At 58.1% G+C, this 26,114-nt stretch carries 22 protein-coding genes and 1 riboswitch; of the genes, 10 read left to right on the plus strand and 12 right to left on the minus strand.

The window, feature by feature from the left end; all coding sequences use genetic code 11:
- Window positions 1-189: 189 nt before the first annotated feature.
- Together uvrA and uvrB are read right to left on the minus strand one after the other, a co-directional pair.
- Window positions 190-3,051, minus strand: a complete 2,862-nt coding sequence (uvrA, locus tag F4V43_RS16790) for an excinuclease ABC subunit UvrA (protein WP_150459414.1) — start codon at window positions 3,049-3,051, stop codon at window positions 190-192.
- A 42-nt stretch (window positions 3,052-3,093) separates the two neighbouring features.
- Complete coding sequence (gene uvrB, locus F4V43_RS16795) at window positions 3,094-5,085, minus strand: excinuclease ABC subunit UvrB (RefSeq protein WP_150459415.1); 1,992 nt, start codon at window positions 5,083-5,085, stop codon at window positions 3,094-3,096.
- 213 nt (window positions 5,086-5,298) lie between these two features.
- On the opposite strand from uvrB, the gene F4V43_RS16800 reads away from it, so the two are divergent.
- Window positions 5,299-6,081, plus strand: a complete 783-nt coding sequence (locus F4V43_RS16800; protein WP_150459416.1) for a flagellar motor protein — start codon at window positions 5,299-5,301, stop codon at window positions 6,079-6,081.
- Window positions 6,078-6,968 (plus strand): flagellar motor protein MotB, encoded by an 891-nt coding sequence (locus F4V43_RS16805; protein ID WP_408638317.1) that lies wholly within the window; start codon window positions 6,078-6,080, stop codon window positions 6,966-6,968. The genes F4V43_RS16800 and F4V43_RS16805 overlap by 4 nt, the downstream gene beginning before the upstream one ends.
- Before the next feature lie 114 nt (window positions 6,969-7,082).
- On the opposite strand, the gene F4V43_RS16810 is transcribed toward F4V43_RS16805, so the two are convergent.
- Window positions 7,083-8,012 carry a GT-D fold domain-containing glycosyltransferase gene (locus tag F4V43_RS16810; protein WP_317983791.1) on the minus strand — a complete coding sequence of 310 codons (930 nt, stop codon included), beginning with the start codon at window positions 8,010-8,012 and terminating at the stop codon, window positions 7,083-7,085.
- Window positions 8,013-8,181: 169 nt separating this feature from the next.
- Between F4V43_RS16810 and F4V43_RS16815 the strand changes: the two genes are divergently transcribed.
- From F4V43_RS16815 to F4V43_RS16830, 4 genes are read left to right on the plus strand one after another with little or no spacing between them, the layout of a single operon-like run.
- Window positions 8,182-8,883, plus strand: a complete 702-nt coding sequence (locus tag F4V43_RS16815) for a glycosyltransferase (protein ID WP_150459417.1) — start codon at window positions 8,182-8,184, stop codon at window positions 8,881-8,883.
- Window positions 8,876-9,886, plus strand: coding sequence for a polysaccharide biosynthesis protein (locus F4V43_RS16820; RefSeq protein WP_150459418.1), 1,011 nt, complete (start codon window positions 8,876-8,878; stop codon window positions 9,884-9,886). Before F4V43_RS16815 ends, F4V43_RS16820 begins: the two co-directional genes overlap by 8 nt.
- A 31-nt stretch (window positions 9,887-9,917) precedes the next feature.
- Window positions 9,918-11,291, plus strand: a complete 1,374-nt coding sequence (locus F4V43_RS16825) for a nucleotide sugar dehydrogenase (RefSeq protein WP_150459419.1) — start codon at window positions 9,918-9,920, stop codon at window positions 11,289-11,291.
- Window positions 11,281-12,021 (plus strand): class I SAM-dependent methyltransferase, encoded by a 741-nt coding sequence (locus tag F4V43_RS16830; RefSeq protein ID WP_150459420.1) that lies wholly within the window; start codon window positions 11,281-11,283, stop codon window positions 12,019-12,021. Before F4V43_RS16825 ends, F4V43_RS16830 begins: the two co-directional genes overlap by 11 nt.
- 156 nt (window positions 12,022-12,177) lie before the next feature.
- Here the strand turns inward: F4V43_RS16830 and gcvH are convergent, their stop codons facing one another.
- A complete protein-coding gene (gcvH, locus tag F4V43_RS16835) occupies window positions 12,178-12,570 on the minus strand; it encodes a glycine cleavage system protein GcvH (protein ID WP_150459421.1) in 393 nt (130 codons plus the stop codon).
- A 246-nt stretch (window positions 12,571-12,816) separates the two neighbouring features.
- A riboswitch (glycine riboswitch) is annotated at window positions 12,817-12,918 on the plus strand.
- A 262-nt stretch (window positions 12,919-13,180) separates the two neighbouring features.
- Here gcvH and gcvT point away from each other — a divergent pair.
- From gcvT to gcvPB, 3 genes are read left to right on the plus strand one after another with little or no spacing between them, the layout of a single operon-like run.
- Window positions 13,181-14,311, plus strand: a complete 1,131-nt coding sequence (gene gcvT / locus F4V43_RS16840) for a glycine cleavage system aminomethyltransferase GcvT (protein ID WP_150459422.1) — start codon at window positions 13,181-13,183, stop codon at window positions 14,309-14,311.
- Between the two features lie 7 nt (window positions 14,312-14,318).
- Entirely contained in the window at window positions 14,319-15,671 is a 1,353-nt protein-coding gene (gcvPA, locus tag F4V43_RS16845; protein ID WP_150459423.1) for an aminomethyl-transferring glycine dehydrogenase subunit GcvPA, read from the plus strand.
- Window positions 15,668-17,143, plus strand: a complete 1,476-nt coding sequence (gcvPB, locus tag F4V43_RS16850; protein WP_150459424.1) for an aminomethyl-transferring glycine dehydrogenase subunit GcvPB — start codon at window positions 15,668-15,670, stop codon at window positions 17,141-17,143. The genes gcvPA and gcvPB overlap by 4 nt, the downstream gene beginning before the upstream one ends.
- A gap of 240 nt (window positions 17,144-17,383) precedes the next feature.
- On the opposite strand, the gene F4V43_RS16855 is transcribed toward gcvPB, so the two are convergent.
- The gene (locus tag F4V43_RS16855) at window positions 17,384-18,334 is read right to left on the minus strand and encodes a helix-turn-helix transcriptional regulator (RefSeq protein ID WP_150459425.1); all 951 of its coding nucleotides are present in this window, start codon (window positions 18,332-18,334) and stop codon (window positions 17,384-17,386) included.
- Between the two features lie 117 nt (window positions 18,335-18,451).
- Here F4V43_RS16855 and F4V43_RS16860 point away from each other — a divergent pair, with 117 nt between their 5' ends.
- On the plus strand, window positions 18,452-18,943 hold the full coding sequence (locus F4V43_RS16860) for a DinB family protein (protein WP_150459426.1): 492 nt from the start codon (window positions 18,452-18,454) through the stop codon (window positions 18,941-18,943).
- 398 nt (window positions 18,944-19,341) lie between these two features.
- Here F4V43_RS16860 and F4V43_RS16865 read toward each other — a convergent pair whose 3' ends face one another.
- The 7 genes from F4V43_RS16865 to F4V43_RS16895 form a co-directional block, all read right to left on the minus strand.
- A complete protein-coding gene (locus F4V43_RS16865; protein WP_150459427.1) occupies window positions 19,342-20,625 on the minus strand; it encodes a TolC family protein in 1,284 nt (427 codons plus the stop codon).
- A gap of 16 nt (window positions 20,626-20,641) precedes the next feature.
- Complete coding sequence (locus F4V43_RS16870; protein ID WP_150459428.1) at window positions 20,642-22,297, minus strand: HlyD family efflux transporter periplasmic adaptor subunit; 1,656 nt, start codon at window positions 22,295-22,297, stop codon at window positions 20,642-20,644.
- Window positions 22,298-22,311: 14 nt separating this feature from the next.
- Complete coding sequence (locus tag F4V43_RS16875) at window positions 22,312-24,507, minus strand: peptidase domain-containing ABC transporter (protein WP_223879941.1); 2,196 nt, start codon at window positions 24,505-24,507, stop codon at window positions 22,312-22,314.
- A 37-nt stretch (window positions 24,508-24,544) separates the two neighbouring features.
- Window positions 24,545-24,889 (minus strand): hypothetical protein, encoded by a 345-nt coding sequence (locus F4V43_RS16880; protein WP_150459430.1) that lies wholly within the window; start codon window positions 24,887-24,889, stop codon window positions 24,545-24,547.
- 63 nt (window positions 24,890-24,952) lie between these two features.
- A complete protein-coding gene (locus F4V43_RS16885) occupies window positions 24,953-25,234 on the minus strand; it encodes a class IIb bacteriocin, lactobin A/cerein 7B family (protein WP_150459431.1) in 282 nt (93 codons plus the stop codon).
- Between the two features lie 22 nt (window positions 25,235-25,256).
- The gene (locus F4V43_RS16890) at window positions 25,257-25,535 is read right to left on the minus strand and encodes a bacteriocin (protein WP_223879942.1); all 279 of its coding nucleotides are present in this window, start codon (window positions 25,533-25,535) and stop codon (window positions 25,257-25,259) included.
- Between the two features lie 31 nt (window positions 25,536-25,566).
- Window positions 25,567-26,037 carry a DUF5085 family protein gene (locus tag F4V43_RS16895; protein WP_150459432.1) on the minus strand — a complete coding sequence of 157 codons (471 nt, stop codon included), beginning with the start codon at window positions 26,035-26,037 and terminating at the stop codon, window positions 25,567-25,569.
- Between the last annotated feature and the right edge of the window lie 77 nt (window positions 26,038-26,114).

Here is a 26,114-nt window from a genome sequence, read left to right on the forward strand (position 1 = left end):
CTAGGTGTTTTTTTCAATGTCCACTAAATGGGGTCTTGACCACCGGATGACGGAGGTTGTTTGGCTCGAGGAGGATTCTCTGCGCGGACAGGCCCAGCCGATCATGACTACTGCGCCCCCGGCACGGAGCGGCCGAGAGTCCCCGAAGATGTCCGGGTACACTCCACCTTGGCCTTGGCCTTAAAGTCCTCAGCTCTGCGGCTGAAGCTCCTGCGTCCGCTTCGCATCCCGCAGCAATACAGGCTTCAAGTATTGGCCTGTATACGATTCGGGCACTTCAATAATCTGCTCGGGCGTTCCCTTGGCGATAACGGTACCACCGCCGCTGCCGCCCTCCGGCCCCATGTCGATAATGTAGTCCGCCGTCTTGATGACATCCAGATTATGCTCGATTACGAGCACCGATTCGCCGGAGTCCACAAGACGGTGCAGCACATCCAGCAGCCGGCCGATATCGTCAACATGCAGACCCGTTGTCGGTTCATCGAGAATGTAGAGTGTCTTCCCGGTGCTCCGGCGGTACAGCTCCGAAGCCAGCTTGACGCGCTGCGCCTCGCCGCCCGAGAGCGTGGTTCCGGGCTGGCCCAGCTTGATGTAGCCCAACCCCACATCCAGCAACGTCTTCATCTTGCGGTGAATGCGCGGAATGTTCTCGAAGAAGGACGTCGCATCCTCAACCGTCATTTCCAGCACATCGGCAATGTTCTTGCCTTTGTACTTGACCTCCAGCGTCTCCCGGTTATACCGTTTGCCCTTGCAGACTTCGCACGGGACATAGACATCCGGCAGGAAGTGCATCTCGATCTTGATGATGCCGTCGCCCTTGCAGGCCTCGCAGCGGCCGCCCTTGATATTGAAGCTGAAGCGTCCCTTCTGGAACCCGCGCAGCTTGGCATCGTTGGTCTTGGAGAAGAGGTCACGGACATCGTCGAACACTCCCGTATAGGTCGCCGGATTGGACCGCGGAGTCCGGCCGATCGGCGACTGGTCGATGTCGATGACCTTGTCCAGCTGCTCCAGGCCCCGAATTTCCTTGTGGAGTCCAGGCCGCACCTTGTACGCGCCGTTCAGTTCGCGCGCCAGACTCTTGTAGAGAATCTCGTTGACGAGCGACGATTTGCCGGAGCCCGAGACGCCGGTAACGGCGGTGAAGATGCCCAGCGGAATCTTCACATCCACATTCTTCAGGTTGTTCTCCCTGGCGCCGCGCACCTCCAGCCACCGGCCTTCCGGCTTGCGCCGGGCGCTCGGAACCGGGATGAACCTGCGCCCGCTAAGATACTCTCCGGTCAGCGAATTGGAATCCTGCATAATCTCCTGCGGCGTCCCTTGAGCCATAACCCGCCCGCCGTGGATTCCCGCTCCCGGTCCAATGTCGATAATATAATCAGCGGCCAGCATCGTGTCTTCGTCGTGCTCCACAACGATCAGCGTGTTGCCGAGGTCCCGCATATGTCCGAGCGTTGAGATCAGCCGGTCGTTGTCGCGCTGATGCAGCCCGATGCTGGGCTCGTCCAGAATATAGAGCACGCCCATCAGGCTGGAACCGATCTGGGTCGCCAGCCGGATGCGCTGGGCCTCGCCGCCGGACAAAGTGCCCGCCGCCCGGCTGAGCGTCAAATAATTCAACCCTACATTGACGAGGAATCCGAGCCGGCTGTCGATCTCCTTCAGAATCAGATTCGCAATCGAGCGTTCTTTCTCGGTCAGCTCCATCTCGCGGAAGAAGCGCTGACCGTCCCCGATCGAGAAACCGGTCACATCGGCAATGCTCTTGCCGCTTACCGTAACCGCAAGAATCTCCCGCTTGAGCCGCTTGCCTTGGCAGACCGGGCACGGTTTGGCGCTCATAAATCCTTCGATGAATTCCCGGATGCCTTCCGAAGCCGTATCGCGGTAGCGGCGCTCCAAATTGGGAATGACCCCCTCGAACGCCACCATAGCTTCCTTGCGCTGGCCAAAATCATTCTCGTAGCGGAACCGGATGCGCTCGCTGCCCGTTCCGTACAGCAGCTTGTTCATATGCTCCTTCGAGAGCTGACTGACCGGCACATCGCGCGGAATATGAAAATGCTCGCAGACCGATTTCAGGAACTGCGGATAATAGTTTGACGTGCTTCCGGTCCAGGCCAGGAACGCGCCTTCCTCCACCGACTTGGTCTGATCCGGAATCAGCAGATCAGGGTCGACGACCATTTGCTGTCCCAGCCCGTCGCATTCCGGGCAGGCCCCGAACGGACTGTTGAAGGAGAACATCCGGGGAGCCAGCTCCTCCATACTGAAGCCGCAGACCGGACAGGCAAAGTTCGAGCTGAAGAGCAGCTCCTCCTGGCCGATGATGTCAACCAGAATCTTGCCCCCGGACAGCTTCAGCGCCGTCTCGATGGAGTCGGTCAGCCGGGATTCCACATCGCTCTTGACGACGATCCGGTCCACCACGACTTCAATGGTATGCTTCTTGTTCTTCTCCAGCTCAATGTCCTCGGACAGATCGCGCAGTTCTCCGTCCACACGGACGCGAACGAAGCCCTGCTTGGAAATTTCGGAGAACAGGCTCTTATGCTCGCCCTTGCGGCCGGAGATAACCGGCGCCAGAATCTGCAGCCGGGTCTTCTCCGGGTACTGCATAATCCGGTCCACCATCTGCTCCACAGTCTGCGACGTGATCTCGATGCCGTGGTCCGGACAGTGCGGACGCCCGATTCGGGCAAACAGCAGACGCAGATAGTCATAGATCTCGGTGACTGTTCCAACCGTTGACCGCGGGTTCCGGCTTGTCGTCTTCTGGTCGATGGAAATAGCCGGCGACAGGCCCTCGATGGAATCGACATCCGGCTTCTCCATCTGCCCCAGGAACTGGCGGGCATAGGCCGACAGCGACTCGACATAACGCCGCTGCCCTTCCGCGTAGATGGTGTCGAAGGCCAGCGAAGACTTGCCCGAACCGCTCAGGCCGGTCAGCACAACGAACTTGTCGCGGGGAATGGTAATATCGATATTCTTAAGATTATGGGCTCTAGCGCCTTTGATAACAATACTCTCTTTCGCCAACGGACATCTCTCCTTATCAGTGGACAACGGGCCGGGCTTGAATTATTCCGCTCTCAGTTCCAGCAAGGCATCGCGCAGCTCGGCCGCCCGCTCGAACTGCAGGTTCTTGGCCGCTTCCTTCATCTCGGCTTCGAGGCGCTGCATCAGGCTCTGCCGTTCCTTCTTGCTCATCTTGCCGGCGGCATCGGTCAGGTAATCCGCCTTCGATTCCGCCGCCTTCGTCGCCTCGATGACGTCGAGGATTTTTTTGCGGATCGTCTGCGGGGTGATTCCATGCTGCTCGTTGTAGGCAATCTGCAGCGAACGCCGGCGCTGGGTCTCCGTAATTGCTTTATCCATCGAATCGGTGATCGAATCGGCGTACATCAGCACCTTGCCCTCCGAGTTGCGGGCGGCCCGGCCAATTGTCTGGATCAGCGACCGTTCCGAACGCAGGAAGCCTTCCTTGTCGGCATCCAGAATGGCGACAAGCGATACTTCGGGCAGATCCAGTCCTTCCCGCAGCAGATTGATGCCGACCAGGACATGGAAGGTCCCCAGACGAAGATCGCGCAGAATGGCAATCCGCTCCAGCGTCTTGATATCGGAGTGCAGATAACGCACCTTGATGCCGATCTCCTTGAGATAGTCGGTCAGATCCTCCGCCATCTTCTTCGTCAGCGTCGTAATTAGCACGCGTTCGTCGCGTTCCAGGCGCTCGCGGATTTCGCCAATCAGATCGTCGATCTGTCCTTCCGTCGGCCGCACTTCGATCACAGGGTCGAGCAGACCCGTCGGCCGGATAATCTGCTCCACCATCGTGTCGCAGTGCTCCAGTTCATAGGGGCCCGGCGTAGCCGAGACATAGATGATCTGCTTGACCTTATCCTCGAATTCCTCGAAGCGCAGCGGCCGGTTGTCGAGGGCCGAAGGCAGGCGGAAGCCATGCTCCACCAGCACGGTCTTGCGCGCCTGGTCGCCGTTGTACATCGCGCGGATCTGCGGCAGGGTAACGTGGGATTCGTCGATGACAATCAGCATATCGTCCGGAAAATAATCCATCAGCGTATACGGCGTCGCGCCGCGTTCCCGGAAGGTCAGCGGGCCCGAGTAGTTCTCGATCCCGGAACAGAAGCCGACTTCCTTCATCATCTCGATGTCGTACCGGGTCCGCTGTTCCAGCCGCTGCGCTTCCAGCAGCTTGCCCGCTTCCCGCAGCTCGGCCAGGCGCTCTTCCAGCTCGCGCTCAATGTTGACCAGCGCGCGGCGCATGTTGTCCTCATGGGTAACGAAGTGGGAGGCCGGGAAGATGGCGACATGCTCCCGCTCCCCGATCAGTTCTCCGGTCAGCACATCGATCTCGGTAATCCGTTCGATCTCGTCGCCGAACAGCTCCACCCGGATCGCATGCTCACCCTGGGAAGCCGGGAAGATCTCGATGACGTCGCCCCGGACCCGGAAGGTGCCGCGGACAAAGTTGATGTCATTGCGTTGGTACTGGATATCGACAAGGCGGCCCAATATCTGGTTCCTCGGCTTCTCCATGCCCACGCGCAGCGACAGCAGCAGGCTTCCGTACTCCTGCGGCGAACCGAGGCCGTAGATGCAGGATACGCTCGCTACAATAATGACATCGCGCCGTTCGAACAGGGAGCTGGTCGCCGAGTGGCGGAGCTTGTCGATCTCTTCATTAATGCTGGAGTCTTTCTCGATGTAGGTATCCGAAGACGGGATATACGCCTCCGGCTGATAGTAATCGTAGTAGCTGACGAAGTAGTCAACCGAATTGTGCGGAAAAAACTCTTTGAACTCGCTGGCAAGCTGTGCCGCGAGCGTCTTGTTGTGCGCAATGACCAGCGTCGGCCGGTTCACCTTCGCTATGGTCTGGGCGATGGTGAAGGTCTTGCCTGTGCCGGTTGCTCCCAGCAATGTCTGGTGCCGCTTACCCTGGCGGATGCCCTCCACCAGCTTCTCTATCGCCTGGGGCTGGTCGCCCTGGGGTGTATACTCCGACTCCAGCTGAAAAGTCTTCGTACTGACGACAAGGTCGCTCATTTGCCCGTCTCCCCTCAAATCGACTAGAATAGATTCTAACTATATCAAACTTCAATTATATCCAGCGTTGTCCAACTTGCCTGTATTCATACCGTTCATTGAATAAGAATATTTGTTCCCATCCCCGTCATTATACATGTTCATTCAGCGTCGTGCAAACCGATTTTTCCGTTTCTTTCCTTACTATTCTGATGGACAAGGAGTCTCGATCTTATGGACATTACTTCGGTCATTGGTCTTATTATCGGCTTCGCCGCCCTGCTCGGCGGATTTCTCTGGGAAGGCGGCCGGCTCGCCGGTCTGCTGCAGCTCAATGCCGCCCTCATTGTATTCGGCGGCACGTTAGCGGCCGTTCTCGTCAGCTTCCCCGCCGCCAAGCTCCGGACCGTCGGCGCAGCTCTGAAGATGGCCTTCGGCCGCTCCTCTCTAGACCTGGAAGAACAGGCTGAAGAGATTGTCGCCCTGGCGGCCATTACCCGCCGCAGCGGCGTTCTTGCGCTGGAGCAGCGGGCGGATCAGCATCCCGACTCGTTCACCCGCGAGGGGCTCCAGCTTGTAGTGGACGGGACCGAGCCCGAGCAGGTCCGGGAAATTCTGGAGCTGGAGATGGACGCCGAAGAACTGAAGCATGACGGATACGCCCGTCTGTTCGAGGCTGCCGGCGGCTATGCCCCTACGATGGGCATTATCGGGACCGTGATGGGACTTATCCAGGTGCTCGGCGGTCTGACCGACCCGTCCAACCTTGGACCTTCCATTGCGGTTGCCTTCACCGCGACGCTCTACGGCGTGGCAAGCGCCAATCTGCTGTTCCTTCCGATTGCCTCGAAGATCAAGGCGCGCAGCCAGAGCCGGCTGCACGGCATGGAAATGCTCGTTGTGGGCATTCTCGCCATCCAGAACGGCGACCATCCCCAGCTCGTCCGGCGCAAGCTCGCCTCCTTTCTGACCGGAAGCGCCGCGGAAGACTTCGCTGAACGGCGGAGCCGGCCATGAGGCAGCGCGGGCGGAGACTGGACGGGCAGGCCGGAACGCGGCGGGGGAACCGGGGTGAAATGCGCGCCGGGCGGGGAGGCCGCGACCGTTGGATGGTCACCTACGCGGACCTTATCACGCTGCTGCTGATCTTCTTCCTCATCCTGTATGCCATGAGCAGCCTGGATGAACGCAAATACAGCAGCGTCGTCGCCTCGCTCCAGGATACCTTTCAGAATCCCGGAACCGGCGTGCTGGACGGCGGAGACGGCGTGCTGGAAGGCAAGCCGGGAGCCGGAGGCAGCGCTTCGGGCGCTCCCGCGGCCTCGGACGGACCGGGCGCTTCATCCGCTGCCGGTTCAGGCGGCGGAACGGGCGGCGGAGCCGCTGCCGGGGGCTCCGCTCCGCCGACGGAGCGGGAGCTGGCTTTTCGCAAGCAGGAAGAGAAGCTGGCCGAGCTTATGGGGGTTATTACCCAATATATCAACGCCAACAATCTGGGCGACGAGATCTTTGTGCAGGACAAGCCGCAGGGCATTGCCATTACGCTGAGCGACCGCTTCCTCTTCGACAGCGGCCAGGCCGAGCTTAAGAGCGGCGCTTATCCCGCGCTCCGCCAGTTGTCGGGCCTGTTCCGGGGTCTTGGAGCCATCGTCAGCATTGAAGGCCATACGGACAATACGCCGGTGATGGCTTCATCCCCTTACCGGGATAATTGGGAGCTGTCCGGCGCGCGGGCGCTGTCCGTGCTTCGCTTCTTTCTGGAGCGGGAAGGGCTGGACCCCGCAGGCTTTCAATACGCCGGATACGCCGACACCCGCCCGGCCGCCGACAACGGCACGCCGGCAGGGAAGCAGAAGAACCGCCGCGTCGAGATCATCGTGCTGCGGCAGCTGCAGGAGGAATAGAACGAGAAGCCGGGGCCAAGTCATCCCATCGACTTGGCCCCGGCTTCTTGGTATGAATATAACCGGGTCCAATAACCAATCAAGAACTCCCGGGGAGAGGGGCCACTCTCTTCCTCAATTCGGTTTGCCGTACAAAAGAATGCGGATCGCCTTCCCGAAGTCGATGGCCACCCTGCCCGTCCGCTCGGCCGTCTGCTGGGCGAGCACAACGGCATTAACGCCGCAGGAGAAGAGCGCAACGTCAAAGTCTTCGGCCGCAGCCTCGATGAAGGCCAGAGCCTCCTCCATTTGGGCATTGCCGGTGAATACATAGGTGCCGGCCACATCGAGCCCGTAGGGCTCCGCCGCCAGCAGCGCGCGCAGTTCCTCGGCCAGCGCGGTCACGATCAGCACCCTCCGGCCGCGCAGCAGCTCCCAGAACCGGGGCGTGACGGCCAGCTCGCGGTTGACGCAGGCATGGCAGGCGACGGGCGGGTTCAGGCGGTGATGGGCGAAGACACGGTCGGTCAGCGCTCTTTTCAGGTCGGCCGGCGCCTTGATTGTATCATCGTCCTCCGGCAGAATGCCGACCACATCCGCTCTTCGGACCGCTTCCGCCACCTCGTCCCGAAGCCGCAGATTGGGCAGCGTCAGCCCCTTCTGGCCCCGGTTCGCCTTCACGGCCCAGCGTTCTGCCAGCACCCGGCGGAGCGGCCACACCGTATCCTGGGCGAGCACCAGATTCTCTCCGTCCCCGATCCGCACCAGAGACAGCGGGGTCCTCTGCTCCAGCGCCTGTTCCAGCACATCCAGCACGTCCGCAAGCTCCAGATAGATTCCCGGCCCCTCCGTCTTCTTCTCTATTCCCGTTATTCGGGTCTTTATCTGGGTCTCTATCTTGTTCTCTATCATGGCCTCTATCTTGTTCTCAATCTTCATCTCGGCCTCTATCACGCTCTCCGTCCCCGACTCCGATTCCGGCCTTGGCCTCTGCTCTCCTTCCTTGTCCGCGCCTGGGCGCTCTCTTTCGCCCGGTTCCTGACCGGGCACGGTCCACGGCTTCAATGCGCATCCCTCCCTTTTGTCGTCTCCCTATTCTATGAAAGACCCTTCGGGCATTCGTGTGCGGCTGCTCATTTCGGCGCCTTCTTTCTGCTTCGCGTGCATTCGTACATGCCGAATCTCTCAACTCTTCATATGCTGGCTGTGATCCTACTGAAAGCGAGGGATGCGCATGAGGCGCCGAGTTGTCGTTGAGATCAATTTCAACAATTACGGCATGAATCCGAACCGGCTGACGCGCGAGTGGATTGCGGAGCGGGTCGGAATATTCAGGAGGTTCACGCTGAAGAGTCTGCTGGCCCAGGAGGAGCAGGAATTTCTGGTGACCGGCAAGGTGGCCGCGGGCAGCGGAGAAGCCGTCCGTGCGGAGCTGGCCGCCACCGGAGGTCTGCCGGATTCCTTCCTGTTCGCCGAAACCCGGGAATGCGCCCGGCGCGTCGCCGCGTATGCCGCGGGGACCGACGAGCTGTTCATTGCGCGGCTGGATTCCGACGATCTCGTCCACAAGACGTACATCCGGCAGCTCTGCGAGTATGAACCGCAGCCCGGAACGGTCGCGCTCATCAACCAGAACGGGTATTTGTGGGACGCGGAAGAGGGAGCGATGGCCCCTATCTTCCATCCCTGCCCGCAGTTCTATGTATTTCTCTATTCGTCTTCCGACTATGCCGCCGGCCACCGCATTGTCATTCCGGGCGGCGGACACGGCAATGTGCCGAAGCTTCCGCACGAGATTCTGAAGCCGCGCAATTACGTCAATGTCGTGCATGGGGCCAACGTCTCGCGCAAGAAGGTTCCGGCCAAGGGCCGGCTGGCACCGGGGGAGATTCAGGCCGTGCTGGCCTCATTCATGGGAGGGGATGGATGTGTTTAGAGGGTCCACGATTCTGATTACAGGGGGGACAGGCTCCTGGGGGCAAAAGCTTGCGGCCGCGCTGCTGGAGCGGCAGCCTGCCGAAATTCGGATCTATTCCCGGGGCGAAAGCGCCCAGGTTGCAATGAACCGCGCCTTCGGCGGCGATCCCCGGTTGAAGTTCATCATCGGCGATGTCCGCGACGCCCAGGCGGTTCTGGACGCCTGCCGGGGCGTCCACTATGTCTTCCACCTGGCGGCGCTGAAGCATGTGCCGGTCTGCGAATTCCAGCCGCAGGAGACGCTTAAGACCAACGTGCTCGGCACGGAGAACGTCATCCGGGCCGCTATCGACTGCGGCGTCCGTAAGGTGATCGACGTCTCAACCGACAAGGCGGTCGATCCCGTCAACGTCTACGGCATGACGAAGGCGATCGGGGAGAAGCTGACCATCCGTGCGAACGGCTGGAGCCCCGGAACCCGGTTCGTCTGCATCCGCGGCGGCAACGTGCTCGGCACGAGCGGCAGCGTCGTGCCGCTGTTCCTGCGCCAGATCGCCGAGGGCAAGGAGCTGACGCTGACGGACGCCGGCATGACGCGCTTCTTCCTGACGCTGACCGAAGCGATCGGGCTGCTGCTGAAGGCGGCCGAGGCTTCGGTCGGCGGCGAGACCTTCGTCATGCGGATGAACGGCTGCCGGATCGCCGACCTCGCCGCCGTGCTCGCAGAGGCCTCCGCCGGAGACGGAGCGGCCGGGCTGCCGGTCCGCGAGACGGGCATACGCCCCGGCGAGAAGCTGCACGAGGTGCTGATCTCGCCCTATGAGGCGCCGTCGGCCCGGATCTATGACAGCCGCTATTTCGTCATCCTGCCCCCGTCGCCGGGCGAAGCCCTGACAGCCGCTTACGGCGGACTGCCGAAGGCCGGCTTCCCGCAGTACCGCTCGGACGACCGGCTGATGAACCGTTCCGAAATCGCCGCCCTGCTGCGGGCCGAAGGATTCATCCGCCAGGCCCGGCGCTAGTCCTGAAGTAAACCGACAGGAGGTCTTCAACATGACAATCGACATGCTTCAAGATAAAATCCGGGGCCGCTCCGCCGTCGCAGCCGTAATCGGGCTCGGCTATGTCGGACTGCCGATGGCCGCGGCCATCGCCCGGGCGGGCTACCGGGTGCGCGGCGTCGATATCGACGCCGGCAAGGTCGCCACGCTCCGCAGCGGCCATTCCTACTGTCTCGATGTCAGCGACGGGGCGCTGGCCTCCGTCCTGGCCGCGGACGACGGCCAATCCCCAGGTTCCGAGGGAGGCTTTTGGCCCGGCACCGATTTTGCCGCGCTGGCCGAAGCCGATATCGCGATTCTCTGCGTGCCTACCCCGCTCGACGGAAGGCATCGCCCGGACATTTCGTTCATCCGCTCCGCGCTGGACGGAGCGATTCCCCATCTGCGCCGCGGATGCCTCGTCGTTCTGGAGAGCACCACCTATCCCGGTACGACCGACGAGCTGATCCGGACGGCGATTGAGCGGGCCAGAGGCTGGAAGGCGGGAGAGGACTACTGCCTCTGCTACTCTCCCGAGCGGGTGGACCCCGGCAGTCTTCATTACAGCGTCACCAATACGCCCAAAATCGTCGGCGGCGTCACGGCCCGCTGCCTGGAAGCCGGAACGGCCTTCTACGCTTCCTTCCTGGACCGGGTGGTTCCGGTCAGCTCTCCGGCTGTGGCCGAGACGGCCAAGCTGTTCGAGAACACCTTCCGAAGCGTCAATATCGGACTCGTCAATGAACTTGCGCCCGTGTGCGAACGGCTTGGAATCAGCGTATGGGAGGTGCTGGATGCCGCCGCGACCAAACCGTTCGGCTTCCTTCCCTTCTATCCGGGTCCCGGCATCGGCGGCCACTGCATTCCGGTGGACCCCCTCTACCTCTCCTGGAAGTCCAAGTCGCTCGGCCTGCCGGTTGCTTTTATCGAATTGGCGGACCGGATCAACCGCGGACAGCCCCGCCGCCTTGTCCGGCGGATTCAGGAACTGCTGAAGGAGCGGGGTCTGAAGCTCCGGGGAGCGCACATCCTTCTCTCGGGAATCGCCTACAAAAAAGATATCGACGACGTGCGGGAATCTCCCGCTCTGGACCTGTTCCGGCTGCTGCGCCGGAAGGGAGCCGCCGTCTCCTATGCGGACCCTTATGTCGCCTCGTTCCGGCTCGGGAAGAAGACCGTCGCTTCGCTGAAGGGCGGCCCCGCCGTCTGGGCCGATGCCGATCTGGTGGTCATTACGACCGACCACAGCGGAGTCGACTACCAGGCGATGGCCGATCATGCCCCGCTTATTCTGGATACCCGCAACGCCACGCGCGGCTGCCGGGGCGGGCGGATCGTTCTTTTGGGCGGCGGACGCGCCGGCGGGGAGGAGAACCATGCCCAATAACGACCGGGTCAGCGAACGCTATTACGGACAGATCAACTCCGAGGATTCGCATGAAGCTACGCGCTCCCGCATCCACTGGATCTGCGCCCAGGCTTCGGGCAGCCGGGTTCTGGATGTCGGCTGCAGCCAGGGAATCGCCTCGATTCTGCTCGCCCGGGAAGGCTTCTCCGTCACCGGCATCGATCTCGATGCGGCCAGTCTCCGCTTCGCAAGAGCCGAGTTGGCCCGGGAATCAAAGCCGGTCCGCGACCAGATCGCTTTTCAGCTGGCCAGCATTCTGGATTTCGAGGCCGGGGAGCACCGGTTCGATACCGTAATCCTGGGAGAGATTCTTGAACATTTTGCCCACCCCGGGCGGCTGATCGCCCGCGCCTCCGGGCTGCTGGCCAGAGGCGGCAAGCTGATCGTCACCGTGCCCTATGGCTACCATCCCTATCATGACCACAAGCAGACGTTCTACGCGGGCAGCCTCTCCCGCCTGCTCTACCCGAAGTTCCGCGAGTGCGCGCTGGAAGTGAGGCACAAGTACCTCTGCTACGCAGGCGTCAAGCGCGGACGTCCGGCTTCGCCTCCGGCTCCGGGAGCGGACCGGCTGCGCCGGTGGATGGAGCTGGACGAAGCCGAGTTCCTGCGGATCGAGCAGGAGCAGCAGCGCCGGATGAACCAGCGCAAAGCCGCGCTCGACAGGGCCGCCGCCCGCCTGAAGCAGTTCGAAGAGAGAGGCGAGTAGGCATACGGCGACACCGCCTTCCGCCTTCATTCCCCGTCTTCCGAAACCGCCCGGGCGGCAGTCCTTCTACACGCCATCCAGTTCCTTCTCCCTCCCAAAAAGGCTTCGGTCCCGCACTCTCCGGGTCCGAAGCCTTCTTCCGCGATGATCCGCGTCTTATTCGCCGATGAGTTCCTTGTAGGCCGCTGCTTCCAGAAGAGACGCCACCGCCGCCTCAAACTCCCCGTCCAGCTCCAGCTCATAGATCCAGCCTTCGCCGTAAGGCTGCTCGTTCAGCAGCTCGGGACGGTTCTCCAGCTCCTCGTTGATCCGGGTCACCGTTCCCGATACCGGGGTATACAGCTCGGAGACCGTCTTGACCGATTCGATGCTGCCGATGCTGTCGCCCGCCGTCACCGCCGCGCCGACCTCCGGGAATTCGACAAATACGATATCTCCGAGCAGATGCTGGGCATGGTCGGTGATGCCTACACGGACGGTCCGTCCTTCGCCCTGCTGCGCCCACTCGTGTTCTTCGCTGTACCGGAGGTGATCCAACACTTCGCTCATTTCCTACGCCGTCCCTTCACTCGTGAATTTCATCAAACTAAGACTACGGGATACCCTTCCGCCGTGTCAACCGTCAACGCCCGGATAACGTACGGAAAAGCTGACAGGCAGCTGCCAGACCTTGTGCGATTCAGCCGATTGAAAGCGGATACCATAAAAAAATCACGAACATTTCTCCTATTCTCGTTGACAGCATACGGGAAAGGCAGGTTTAATGGAGTGAGAAGAATCACATAGGTCAGGCGAATGAGGGTGCAGGGAGAGACCGCTTGCTGAAGGCGGCGCCGAAGGAGTAAGCCCGGATGCAAGCCGGGTGAATCTCTCAGGCAAAAGGACCTGTATCGGACGCATCTCTGGAGAGCACCGCCGCCCGATGCAGCCTTAGGCATGGGGAAGAAGCGGTCACCAACGGGGAAACCCGCATCTATGCCAGGCGGAGCCGATTGCCCGCCCGGACGCAGAGCATCCGGCAGGCAGGGGCCGTGAGGCAGCGGGGCAACTCTCAGGTACAAGGGACAGAGCGAAAGAAGCGCGAGCGCGCCAGAGGCGCCCCCTTCTTTTGCCTGTCCTTTTTGGCATGCCATTCTAAATCGCGAAGGAGAGTGAACACATGGACCACCTGAAAAAAACGCCCCTGCGCGCGCAGGCCGACGCCTTCCCGGATGCCCGGTGCATCGACTTCGGAGGCTGGGAGCTGCCCGTGCAGTTCGTCGGCATCCAGAAAGAACATGAAGCGGTTCGCACCGCTGCCGGGCTGTTCGACGTCTCGCACATGGGCGAGTTCCTCGTTACCGGAGAAGGCGCGGAAGCGTACCTTCAGCGGATGACCACGAATGATGTCAGCGGGCTTGAAGACGGGCAGGCCCAATACTCGCTGCTCTGCTACCCGGACGGCGGCACCGTGGATGATCTGCTGGTGTACCGTCTGGGCGAAGGCCGCTATATGCTGGTCGTGAACGCCTCCAATACCGTCAAGGATTTCGAGTGGCTGAAGCTTCATCTCCCGGCGGAGGGCGGCCCGAGCCTGCGGGATGTCTCGGAGGAGACAGCATTGCTCGCCCTCCAGGGTCCGGCGGCGGCCGCGATTCTCTCGGCCGTCACGGATGCCGACCCCGCCGCCCTGAAGCCGTTCCGCTTCCTGGAGGGGGCGACGGTGTGCGGCGTCCCTGTCCTGCTCTCCCGTACCGGCTACACCGGCGAGGACGGCTTCGAGCTGTACGCGCCGGCCGCCGGGGCCGCCGCACTCTGGACCGGCCTCCTGGAAGCCGGCCGGGAGCACGGGCTGCTGCCGGCCGGACTCGGCGCCCGCGACACGCTCCGCTTCGAGGCCAGGCTGCCGCTCTACGGCCAGGAGCTGTCGCCGGACATCTCTCCGCTGGAGGCGGGCCTCGGGCCGTTCGTCAAGCTCGGCAAAGGCGAGTTCATCGGCCGCGAGGCGCTCGCCGCCCAGAAGGACGGCGGCCCGCCGCGCCGCCTGGTCGGTCTGGAGATGATCGACCGCGGCATTCCGCGCTGCCATTATCCGGTCTACGCGGACGGGCGGCGCATCGGCGAGGTGACGACCGGCACCCAGGCGCCGACCCTCAAGCGCAGCCTGGGGCTTGCGCTGATCGAGGCCGCCTATGCCGCCATCGGCAGCGCCGTCGAGGTGGAGATCCGCGGCAGACGCCTGAAGGCGGAAGTCGTGAAGACCCCTTTTTACCGGGCACAGCCTGTTCCATCCATTCGATCCAAGGAGTGAATCCTGCATGAGACACCGTTATTTGCCGATGACCGAAGAAGACCGCAGCGCCATGCTGGGAACCATCGGGGTTCAGACCGTGGACGATTTGTTCGCCGATATTCCCGAGACCGTACGCTACCAAGGAAGGCTTCCCCTGTCGGAAGCGCTGGATGAATACGCCCTGCTGCGCCATATGAACCGGCTGGCCGGACGCAACGCCCATTTCGATTCCCATATCAGCTTCCTGGGAGCCGGACTGTACGACCATCACATCCCGGTCGTGATCAACCATGTCATTTCCCGCTCGGAATTCTATACCGCCTACACGCCGTATCAGCCGGAGATCAGCCAGGGCGAGCTGCAGGCGATCTTTGAGTTCCAGTCGTACATCTGCGAGCTGACCGGCATGAAGGTCGCCAATGCCAGCATGTACGACGGCGCAACCGCGCTCGCGGAGGCGGCGGTGCTCGCCTCGGGCCAGACCCGGCGAACGCGGATCGTCGTCTCCGCCGCCGTCCATCCGGAGGCCCGGGGCGTGCTGGCCACGACCGCCCGCGGGCTGGGTCTGGAGATCGTCACCGTCGGCACGGCGGACGGCATCACCGATGTCGCGGCGCTGGCCGCAGCGATCGACGACCGGACGGCCGCCGTCCTCGTCCAGTACCCGAACTTCTTCGGGGGCATCGAGGATCTGGCCGCCATGGAGAAGCTGGCGCACCGCGCCAAGGCGCTGCTGGTCGTCAGCGCGAACCCGCTGGCGCTCGGCCTGCTGGAAGCGCCGGGCCGCCTCGGCGCCGACATCGTCGTCGGCGACGCCCAGCCGCTCGGCATCAGCGCCTCGCTCGGCGGACCGACCTGCGGCTATTTCGCCGTCGCCGAGCCTCTGATGCGGCGCATGCCGGGCCGTATTGTCGGCCAGACGGTCGACCGCAGCGGCAAGCGCGGCTTCGTGCTGACGCTCCAGGCGCGGGAGCAGCATATCCGCCGCGAGAAGGCGACCAGCAACATCTGCTCCAACCAGGCCCTGCTCGCCCTCTGCGCCTCGGTGTATCTGTCGGTGATGGGCCGGGAAGGGCTGCGGGAAGCGTGCGAGCTGAACATCCGCAAAAGCCATTATGCCGCCAAGCGGCTATCCGCCGTCCCCGGCGTGACTCTGGCCTTCAACATTCCGTTCTTCAACGAGTTCGCCGTGAAGCTGCCGGAAGGCACGGACCTGTCCGCCGTCGGCTCGAAGCTCGCCCAAGCTGGATTCCTGGGCGGCTATGATCTGGGCCGGGATTACCCCGAGCTTGCCGGCCATATGCTGATTGCCGTCACCGAGAAGCGGACCCGGACTGAAATCGATGAATTTGCCAGCGCATTGGAGGGCTGTCTATGAGTAAGGAATTGCAGAAACCCGAACAGAGCCTGATCTTCGAGCTGAGCAAGCCCGGACGGACGGCGTATTCCCTGCCCGTCTGCGATGTTCCCGGGGAGGAGGAGCTGGAGTCGCTGATTCCGGCGGAGCTTATGCGCAGCGCCCCCGCCGCGTTGCCGGAGGTGTCGGAGGTCGATGTTATCCGGCATTACACGGCGCTGTCCCGCCGGAACTTTGGCGTGGACAACGGATTTTATCCGCTTGGCTCCTGCACGATGAAATACAATCCGAAGATCAACGAGGATGTCGCCCGGTTCCCCGGCTTCGCCCGCATTCACCCGTATCAGCCGGAAGAGACGCTCCAGGGCGCGCTTGAGCTGATGCATACGCTCCAGCGCGACATCGCCGCGCTGACCGGCATGGACGCCGTTTCGCTCCAGCCCGCAGCCGGGGCCCACGGCGAATGGACCGGGCTGATGATGATCCGCGCCTACCACGAGAGCCGGGGCGAGCAGCGGACCAAGGTAATTGTGCCCGACTCCTCGCACGGCACGAATCCCGCCAGCGCTTCGGCGGCGGGCCTGACGACCGTTACAATTGCCTCGGATGCGGCCGGCATGGTGGACCTGGAGGCGCTGCGCGCCGCCGTCGGCCCCGATACCGCTGCGCTGATGCTGACCAACCCGAGCACGCTCGGTCTGTTCGAGACACAGATTACCGAGATCGCGGCGATTGTTCACGAGGCCGGCGGCCTGCTGTATTACGACGGCGCCAACTCGAACGCCATTATGGGCATTACCCGTCCGGGCGACATGGGCTTTGACGTCGTGCATCTCAATCTGCACAAAACGATGAGCACCCCGCACGGCGGCGGCGGACCCGGGGCCGGACCGGTCGGCGTCAAGGCGAAGCTGATTCCGTTCCTGCCCGCGCCGTCCGTCTCCCGCCGGGAGGACGGAACCTTCACGCTGAATCACGGGGGGCCGGATTCCATCGGCCGGGTGAAAGCTTTTTACGGCAACTTCGGCATTCTGGTCCGCGCTTATACCTACATCCGCACCTATGGACCGGACGGCCTGCGCGAAGTCTCCGAGAACGCCGTGCTGAACGCGAATTACATGCTCGCCAGACTGACGCCGCACTTCGACGTGCCATACCCGGGTCTGTGCAAGCACGAATTCGTTCTCTCCGGCAAAAATCTGAAAGCGTACGGGGTCCGCACGCTCGATGTCGCCAAACGGCTGCTGGATTTCGGCTATCATCCGCCGACCGTCTACTTCCCTCTGACCGTCGAGGAGTGCCTGATGATCGAGCCGACCGAGACCGAGAGCAAGGAGACGCTCGACGGCTTCATCGACACGCTGATTGCCATCGCCGAGGAAGCCAGAACGAACCCCGAGAGGGTGCTGAACGCCCCGCATACGACCGAAATCAGCCGGCTCGACGAGACCCAGGCTGCCCGCAAGCCGGTGCTGAACTGTTCCTGCGGCTGAGACCGGGGACAACTGCACGGGAATTCAGCTAATGCCGGCTCCTTCCGATTCCAGCAAAAGGACCGTCCCCCGGACGGTCCTTTGTGATTCATGCCGGGCAGGCGCTTCCCGGTGCCCTCTCACCGTCTGCCGCGCAGCCATTTTATGAGCCGCCACATCCAATACACCCAGAGCGCAAGCGCGGCAAAGGGAATGATGAGTTCCACGAATCGGAGTATCATTCCGTCCCCTCCCTTCGGCCTATTTCTTATATCGTTCCAGCGTTTCCAGCAAAAGGCGCCGGACGGCCGCGATCAGCTCCGGCGGCTCCTTCACCAGAGCGCTCGGCCCGAGGCCGGCAAACAGGCGGGCGAAGTAGTCCAGCTCGCTGCTCGGTATCTCGCTGTCCAGCAGGCCGCTGCCGTCCTGGCGAACCGCAACTCCCCCTCGCGCGCCCAGCTCGGCCTGGCAGACACGAACCCCTTCCTCCGTAAGCTCGGCCCGGCAGCGAAGAAGCGCTCCCTCTCCGCCAGAGGCCTCGTGCCAGTTGCCGAGGTGAATTTCCCTGAGATCAAGAGACACAGGCCCGTCCTCTACTTCCCGGGCCGTCTCTATCCGGTCGCAGCGGAAGAGGCGGACGCCCTGCCGCAGGAAGCAGTACGCCGGACAGTACCACAGCCCGCTGCTGGCATAGATGCCGATGGGCTGGATGTCGCGTTCCGCCGTGTGACCCGAAGAACGGTACCCGATCCGCAGCACCTTCGACGAGATGGCCGCCTTCAGCAGAAGCGGCAGATGCGGCGCCTCCGCCTGCCTGGGCGGAATGACGAAATCCACGCGGTTCCTCATCTGGTCAATCCGCTCCCGGACATCGGCGGACATATAGTGATAGAATTTGCCCAAGGCCGAGGAAGCTTCCGCACGGAACGGAACCGCGGTGTAATGCCGAAGCGCATGACTGGCAAAAAACAGCGAGACGGCTTCCTCCTCCGTGAAAGCAATCGGCGGCAAAATCCGTTCATTCAGGACCCGATATCCCCCGTGGGCCCCGACCTCGGAATACAGGGGGACGCCGAGCTCCTCCAGCTCTTGAAGATCCCGCAGAATCGTCCGGGGCGACACCCGGAATTCCCGGGCCAATTCCTTGACCGTGAACTTCCGTTTGCGGTTAACGGTCAGCATCAGCTCTAGCAGCCGTTTGGACTTGGACATCGCAATCCCTTCTTTCTTTTTGCCCCATTTATGACTATACTTGTCACCATTATAGGCTACACTGATAGGGAAGGCATCCCCTTCACCCTCAGCCCATTCAGGAAGGCGTGACTGCACATGCAAGCCGTTCAGGAAATTCAGGCTCTCTTATTTGAAGAATTGTCCCTTATCATCCGTACCACCGGCCAGCTGCTGAGCCGGATTTCAGCCGAGCACTGGGAACAGCGGCCGCAGGAGAATATGCGCACCCTCCGCGAACTGGCCCAGCACCTGGTCGCCATCCCCGAAGTCGATCTGCTGATTCTGCGCGAAAGCCCGGCCGAGCCGGTCCGGGCGCTGGAAGCGGAGATCGAAGCGAGCACCGGCACCGATGCCGCCCGGCTGACCGCCCGGTTCGAATCCGGAGCCGCCCTGCTTCAAGATTACATGAACGCTTTAAGCGACGACGAGTTCCTGCACAAAGCCACGGCTCCGTTCTATGTGAACCATCCCACGGTCCAGGCCAAGTGGCTGATTGAAATCATTACCCACGCCCAGCATCACCGGGCGCAGCTCTTCGACCGGATGAAGCTGCTCGGTTATCCGGTCAGCATGTCCGACTTGTATTAAGCATCCCTATCCTTGTCATACCCCTTACCTTGGGATTCCAGATAGCCTTCAAGCATCTTAAAATCAAAAGACCCGGACGACAAGGTCCGGGTCTCTTGATCTGTGCCACGATGGTAACCTGAAGACCGATTGGCGAAGCTAAACGATAAGCGGCTTAAAGACAGCGGGTACCGTCAGCGCAGCCGAACCGCTTCCCTCACCGCGATCACCGTGAGCAATCCCATCGATAGGACAGAGAATCGGTCAACGGTGTGACGGCTCGTTCTCTTGATTTCTCTTCCCCTCCTGCAGAGCAGGCTGCGCCCTGTGCTCCATTGTGAACGCTTCGGTCCAGAAGCGAAAGGTCCCGGCAGGATGTTGCAGGTTCAGACACATCATGGCATAATATAGAGTTGTCATCACTTCTCCGAAATGATCACTCCTTCAGCAGCCAGCTTCATTCTCTCTGTCTGAAGCAGATATTGATAGCGGAATTGATCCAGTTTATACTCAGCCTCACGCTGCGATTGATTCGCTTGTTCCAGTTTGGCAAACGATATCCGTTTAGAGACATACAAGCGGTAGGCATCCTGAGCTTCCTCAGAAGCATCCTCTGCTTCTGAGGAGGCATTTTGAAATTGATAATAAAGGGTTGCCGCTTCTGCCTGGTATGCCTCCACTGCACTCTCCAATTCAACTCTAAGGGTGTTTCTCTGCTCAACTGCTTGAGACCAAAGGACTGTATAATAATTTTTCATTTCTGTTGTCCCCTTCTCGGCAGCATCCAAATTACTCTTTGCCAGTTTGATTTTAGCGTCCATTTGCTTGATGTCATAATTTCGGTCTAGATCAACAGCAATCTTCAGATCGGGCGAGGAGGGATTGGCGATGATTAAATTGTCCAATTCAAGCGGAAGATCGGCATTAATTCCGAGTTCTCGCTTAAATTGAGAGAGTTGGATCTGGTAAGAGTTCCTCTTGGACTCAAGTTCGCTCTGTTTGGCCCTGGCCTGCCGCTGTATTTTCTCCAGTCCGCTTCTGGACAATCTTCCCGCCTTGTAGAGAATAGCCGCATCTGAAGCTAGCCTCTGGCTGTCTTCAAAGCTCTCTTGGACAAATTCCATTTCAGACGAGGCCATCTTCAACCCAATATACTGGAGCTTTACCTTATAGCGGATTAACGGTTCTGCTTTCATTACAGCCAAAGAAGCCAAATACTGGTTGCAGTTTAGCTCTCGAAGCCGTGCATCATAGGTCTCCAGCTGTTGATTCTTCTCTTGTTGATTCGCCGCGTTCTGTATTCCATTCTGATATTGAATCCACTGATTAATGGAACGGTTAATGGCAATTTGAAGATTTATCGACTGAAGGATCGCATTTTGCTCTTCTTCCTTCAGGTCGTCCCAGTCTTTGATTTCTGCAAAATAATCATCCGCATTTACGGTAAGCAGGGATGCCTTAGTCTCCACATTAGCGGATGCCAGCTTGTTTTTCTCGGATTGAATGTAAGACATCTCCGCTTCACTTGCGGCCAACTCCCACTTCGTCTGCTTCATTTCGCTGAAGCTTTGAAGCGCGAGTTGAGTCGCCTCGTCTAGCGACAGCTTGCGGATTGTCCCCTCCTCGGCATATGCGCTGGACGAGAACACGATCAGCAGAATCAGACAGAGCCATATACTCGTTCTCCTGCTCGGCCGGATCACTTTTATCACTCCCCTGCTATTGCTTGAAACTGATTTTTTCCAGAACAAAATCGATAATCCGCTTGGTATCTGTCAAAATATAAGCCTGTGCTTCCATACCAAGACGGACTTCCCCCCGTTCTCCTTTATGATTCTTCAAGTATTTGTTTGGCAGAGCCGCCTCAACGAGATAATAGCTCAGCCCATCCTGTTGAATAACGGAGTCGGTTCCTATTGAAGTTATCGTTCCACTTAAAGAACCAAAGCTTTGTTTGGGGAATGCTGCAAAATTAAACTTCACCGGGTCGCCTACCTTTATTTTTCCGGCTTCTGAATTGGGCACTGCCAGACTCATCTTATACATGGATTCATTCATCGGAATAATCGCCATTAAAGGTTCTCCGGGTTGTACTACATCGCCTGCGTTGATTTCTTTGATCACATTAATGGTTCCGTCAATAGGAGACACCAGCGTATGATTTCCGATCTCCAGCTTGAGTTGATCCACATTGCTCTGCAGAGCGGTTAGCTTGGTCTCTTCCTCCTGAATGAGGTTCTGGATCTGAACAATTCGATCTGCCTTTAGTTTACTTAATGCAGTATTTTCAGCGTTCATAGCCATCACTTGCTGGCTGTTCAGATCCTCCAGTTCTTTGCCCAGTTTGTCCTCTTGGAGATGATAGCTTTCGATTTCGGATTTACTCGAAGCTTGGTGTCTCAGTGTATTCAACTGGCTGTTCATCTCAATCAACTGAGCTTCCATATCTGCAACATTGTTCTCAATACCTGAAAGTTCTTCTTCATACAGCTGCTGTATCTGTCCTTGGGCCGCCTCCATATCTCTTTGAGCCTTCATCAGTTCTTCGCCTGAAACGAGGCGTTCCCCCAGACTCTCCAGTATTTTGAAGTCAGTCGTTTTCTCCTCGGCATTCTTGAGCAATTGCTTACGCTTTTCCGCATAGGTGGCATACTGCTGATTTCGCTTCGCATCCTTCGTCTCGATGATAATTTGATTACTTTTCACAGACTGAGCCAACTGTTTCTCCCGCGTCAACTCCGTCTCGAGCCAACTGATTTTACGCTGTAATTCGGATTCCTGCTCGCTCCGCTTAGCCTGGCTGGTCTGCAGATCATTGTTTAGCAGAGCTCGGGAGCTCTCGTTAGTGTGGATAGCCGATTCTATTTCTAGCGCTGAGGCAGCAAGACTGTCCTGCAATTGGCGGTACTCCAGCAAGAACTGTTCTACACCGTCGTAATACTCATCTTCTGCCGGATCGGACTCCGAAAATTCATTGTGCAGGTTATCGATACTGTGACGATAGCGTTTAAGCAAGTTCAGCTTCTGGATACATTTGTCCGCCTCGTCGCTCTGGTTGCGAAGTTGAAGAGCAAGATCCTTGGTATCAAGTGCAAGTAACACATCGCCTTTATGGATCTGTTCGCCTTCTTTCACTTTAACAACGGTGACTTTTCCCAGCGAAGCAGACTGGACGGTGCTGACCTTCTCATTGGATCTTGCCACAGCCGCAGCCTTAGCAGTCACATCAATACTGCCGTAATAGGACCACACCAAGACCGTCCCTAGCAGCAGCATCACAATAACCAGAAAAACGGTTATGAAGGGATGTGTCTTAGATTCAAGCATCTCCCGACTGTCTGTCATTTCGCTAAGCTCTCTTATTTTTATGTCCATTCTATTCGGCCACCTTATCCGCCCGCCAGCACAAGCTTCTGTTCATTCTCCGGCAGCTGATCTTTCCAAAGACTGTAATATTTCCCTCGGCACTGCAAAAGCTGATGGTGACTCCCCGCCTCCAGTATCCGTCCCTTATCCATGACATAGATACGGTCGCAACGCATAATGGTACTGAGCCGGTGCGCGATAATAATCATGCTCATATCATCCAGGCTATTTATCGTTTCGGACACGGCTTTTTCGGTAGTCGAATCCAAATTGCTTGTCGCTTCATCCAAAATCAGAATATCCGGTTGTCGCAACAGAGCTCGGGCTATCGCCAGCCGTTGTCTTTGACCCCCGGATAAATTGGCTCCATTCTCCTCCAGAATCGTCTGATACCGTAATGGCAGTTGATTAATGAATTCATGTGCCTGTGCAATTTCACAAGCTTCTATTAATTGCTCCAGATTATAGTCTGCCGCAGCGCCCAGGCAGAGATTATCCCGAATCGTTCCGCTGAAGAAGAAGGTCTCTTGCGAGATATAAGCAATCCGGTCTCTTAATCGATCCAAATGAATATCCTTGATGTTGTAATTGCCAATCAGGATATCTCCTTTTTCATGCAAATAGAACTGCATCAGCAATTTAATCAGAGTGGTCTTGCCGGAGCCGCTTTCACCAACCAACGCAATTTTCTCTCCCTGATTGATGGTAAGGCTAATATCCTCAAGGACCAGAGAACGGGTTCCATACCGGAAGCTGACTCCTCGAAAATCAACATCTCCCCTTAGACGCTCCGGCCGTATTTTTTTGTCCTCGTCATTTTGTTTCTCCGCTTCGAGATCCAGAATTTCGCTTAGACGGTCTGCAGCTACGACTGCCGTCTGAAGGGTGGGCTGAAGGTTCATCAAATTCTGAATAGGCTCCAGAAAATAAGCCAGGAGCGAATTGTAAGCAATTAATTGTCCGATGGACAGATCGCCTTGAATAACCTGGACAGCGCCTACCCAGAGAATAATCACTCCGCCAATCATCTGCACAGTCGCCTTTAAAGAACTCTGGATATTGTTGATTAACCCCAGCCGAAAAACGGATTTCAGAAAACCGACAAATTTCTGTTCGGTCTCAAATCCAGCCTGTGCTTCGGCACGGTAAGCTTTGACGGTCTCGATGCCCTCGATCGACTCTACGATGTAAGAAGTCAATTGAGAATTCTTCTCCATCTGTTCCCGATTGAGACGGTCAAAAGGCTTGTGAAATCCCCAGACTAACAAAAGGTACAACGGAATCATCAGTACGGTTATGCCAAAAAGAAGCGGACTCTGGACATATAAGATAACCCCACCGGCCACAACCATAATGGTATCGATCATCACCGTCAGCGTAGCGGTTGAAATCGCATCCCTTACCTTGGAAGCATCCATAAGCCGAGATATAATTTCGCCGGTCTTGCGAGTTCCGAAGAAATTCATGGGCAGCTTAAGGACATGGTGGTAGTAGCCCAAAATCAGCGAAATATCCAGATTTTGACTGAGGGTAAGCAGAATATGACTCCGAAATGCATTCAAAAGAACCTTGAATATAAACAATACAATTACACCAATCGACACAATGTGCAGCGTTCTGCTTAGGCTATAAGGAAGAATTTCATCGATCAGCAATTGAAAATAAAACGCCGATAAAATCCCCAGTACCGTAAACAGCATTGAAGAAAGAAAAATGCCAAAGAGCATTCGCCGCTGCGGGATTAACAGCCCAAAAAAACGGGAGAACAGCCCTTTAGTCTGGTTCCCCTTCTGGAATTGAGGGGTAGGAACCATTAATATAAGAACGCCAGTCCAGATTTTGAGAAACTCCTCCGGCGGGAGCTTCAGTATTCCCTTCGCTGGATCAGCCAGGGTGATCAGGTTTTTATCAACTTTATGGATGACTACATAATGCAGCAGCCGTTCATCGACTACTACGTGGGCGATGGCCGGCAACGGGAATTCGCTGAACAGAGACTCTCGATTTCCTTTAACCGCCTTTACGGTAAAGCCTAATTCTTCAGAGGCTTTAACCAGGCCATAGGCGCTGGTACCTTGATTGTCTGTTCCTGCGACTTCCCGTATTTTGGAAATCGGAATTTTGAGTCCATACTGCTTACAGACTGTTGCCAGACAAGCCGCACCGCAATCTTTGTAATCATGTTGTTTGATGCAAATATACTTGTTGAACAGCTCCATCACCGCCGCTTCCAAAACTCTAATTATCGATAGATCGTTACTTCTTTTTAGATATGCTTCGAATAAGGGGATTGAACATTAAAGCAAGCCCAACACCGAATAGCAGCAGGTCAACCACCTTCATATCATCCGCAAGAGAAGTTAAGATAAGAGCAAACCCGACAACTACAAATACCAAAAAGCCAAAAGAAACCGTGGGCTTCATTTCACTGTTCCCCTTTCTCTCTTCCCAAGCAAATCTAAGGTCAAACGGCATAAAACAAAAAAACAAACCTACCATGAACAGTACGGTATTCCATACAGTTAAAGTATGATAGATAGAGACAGCAACCAAAGCGAGTCCCGCAACCGAAAGAGTAAACCCGTTCGTATGTTTATTCATCGTGCACCTCCTGTCTAACGTTAGCGAAAATACCTGGAGCCGCAGCTCCAGGTATATGGAATACTAGAAAATTACGCTTACCGCTCCTGCCGAACCGCCAAATACAGCACCGGTAGCCGCGCCGCGGACCCCGTAATAAGCTGCGCAGGAAATAGCACCGGCTACCGCTCCGCCAGGGCCTGCCGTTGCCCCGATCAGCGCTCCCATCGCCGCTCCCCGAATGACACCGGCAGCGCCACCTACTACGGCACCTACGACTGCATCTTTCCACCAGGAACCGCCGTTAACTTCCATGAGTTCAGAACTGTTCATTTCAACAAAACCGTTACTCAGCGCATATTGCATCTTTTATTTCCTCCCCCTGTCATTACCAGACTTGTTTCCAGATACTCTTAGCCGCGCCCGAAAGCGCGCCTACAACACCGCCTACCACCGCACCTGCCGCTCCGGCAGATACAGTGCCAACCACAGGCGCTACCACGGTTCCGGCACCGGCAAATGCCAGTCCTCCTGTAACCGCGCCCGAAGCTCCTCCAATCGCAGCCGACTTGGCTACGTTCCACCAATCGATGCCTCCATTAATGCTCTGCAGCATCTCTTCCTGGATCAGTGTGAAGCCCTTGAGATCTCCAATCGCCATATTCATTCCCATTCACCCCCTTTCGTTGCCGTTCTGCTCAAAGCAGGCAAGGATTAACTGCAACATATATATCGATATGAATCTCGCCGCCGGTCTCGGAGTCATGATTGACGTTGTAATAAGCGGTAATTGGCTGCAAGCCGTTCTTACTCATATACTCGGCAAAACTTTCATAGACAAGATGCACGTCTTCGGGTGATCCTTTATACCGACAGAGCAAGGCATTGGTGAGATAGAACTTGGGCAAATAACGGTACTCCGGATGAAGCTTGACGCACCGATCCACAGCCACCAGAAATTCCATATCAATAACTTGCCGCTGATTCCCATCGTTCTCCACGGCAAAGGTTACCGTTATAAACGGCCCCTTTCTTGCCAAACCCAAGCTTCTCAGGTACTCCACAAAAGAATCAATTTCTTGATTCATTTGCTCGAAAACGACCTTTTTACGCAATGCCACCACATTCTCAAATTCCAGGGTGGTGCCGGACTCAATGAGGTATTTCATTCTATCTGCATCTCCTTACCTAACTGTTGAATATTTTAAGAGCGCTTACAATCTGGCAAAGTATCCTTCTAAGCTCC

This window comes from Paenibacillus spiritus (assembly GCF_008710135.1).
Lineage (GTDB): Bacteria > Bacillota > Bacilli > Paenibacillales > Paenibacillaceae > Paenibacillus_AQ > Paenibacillus_AQ glufosinatiresistens.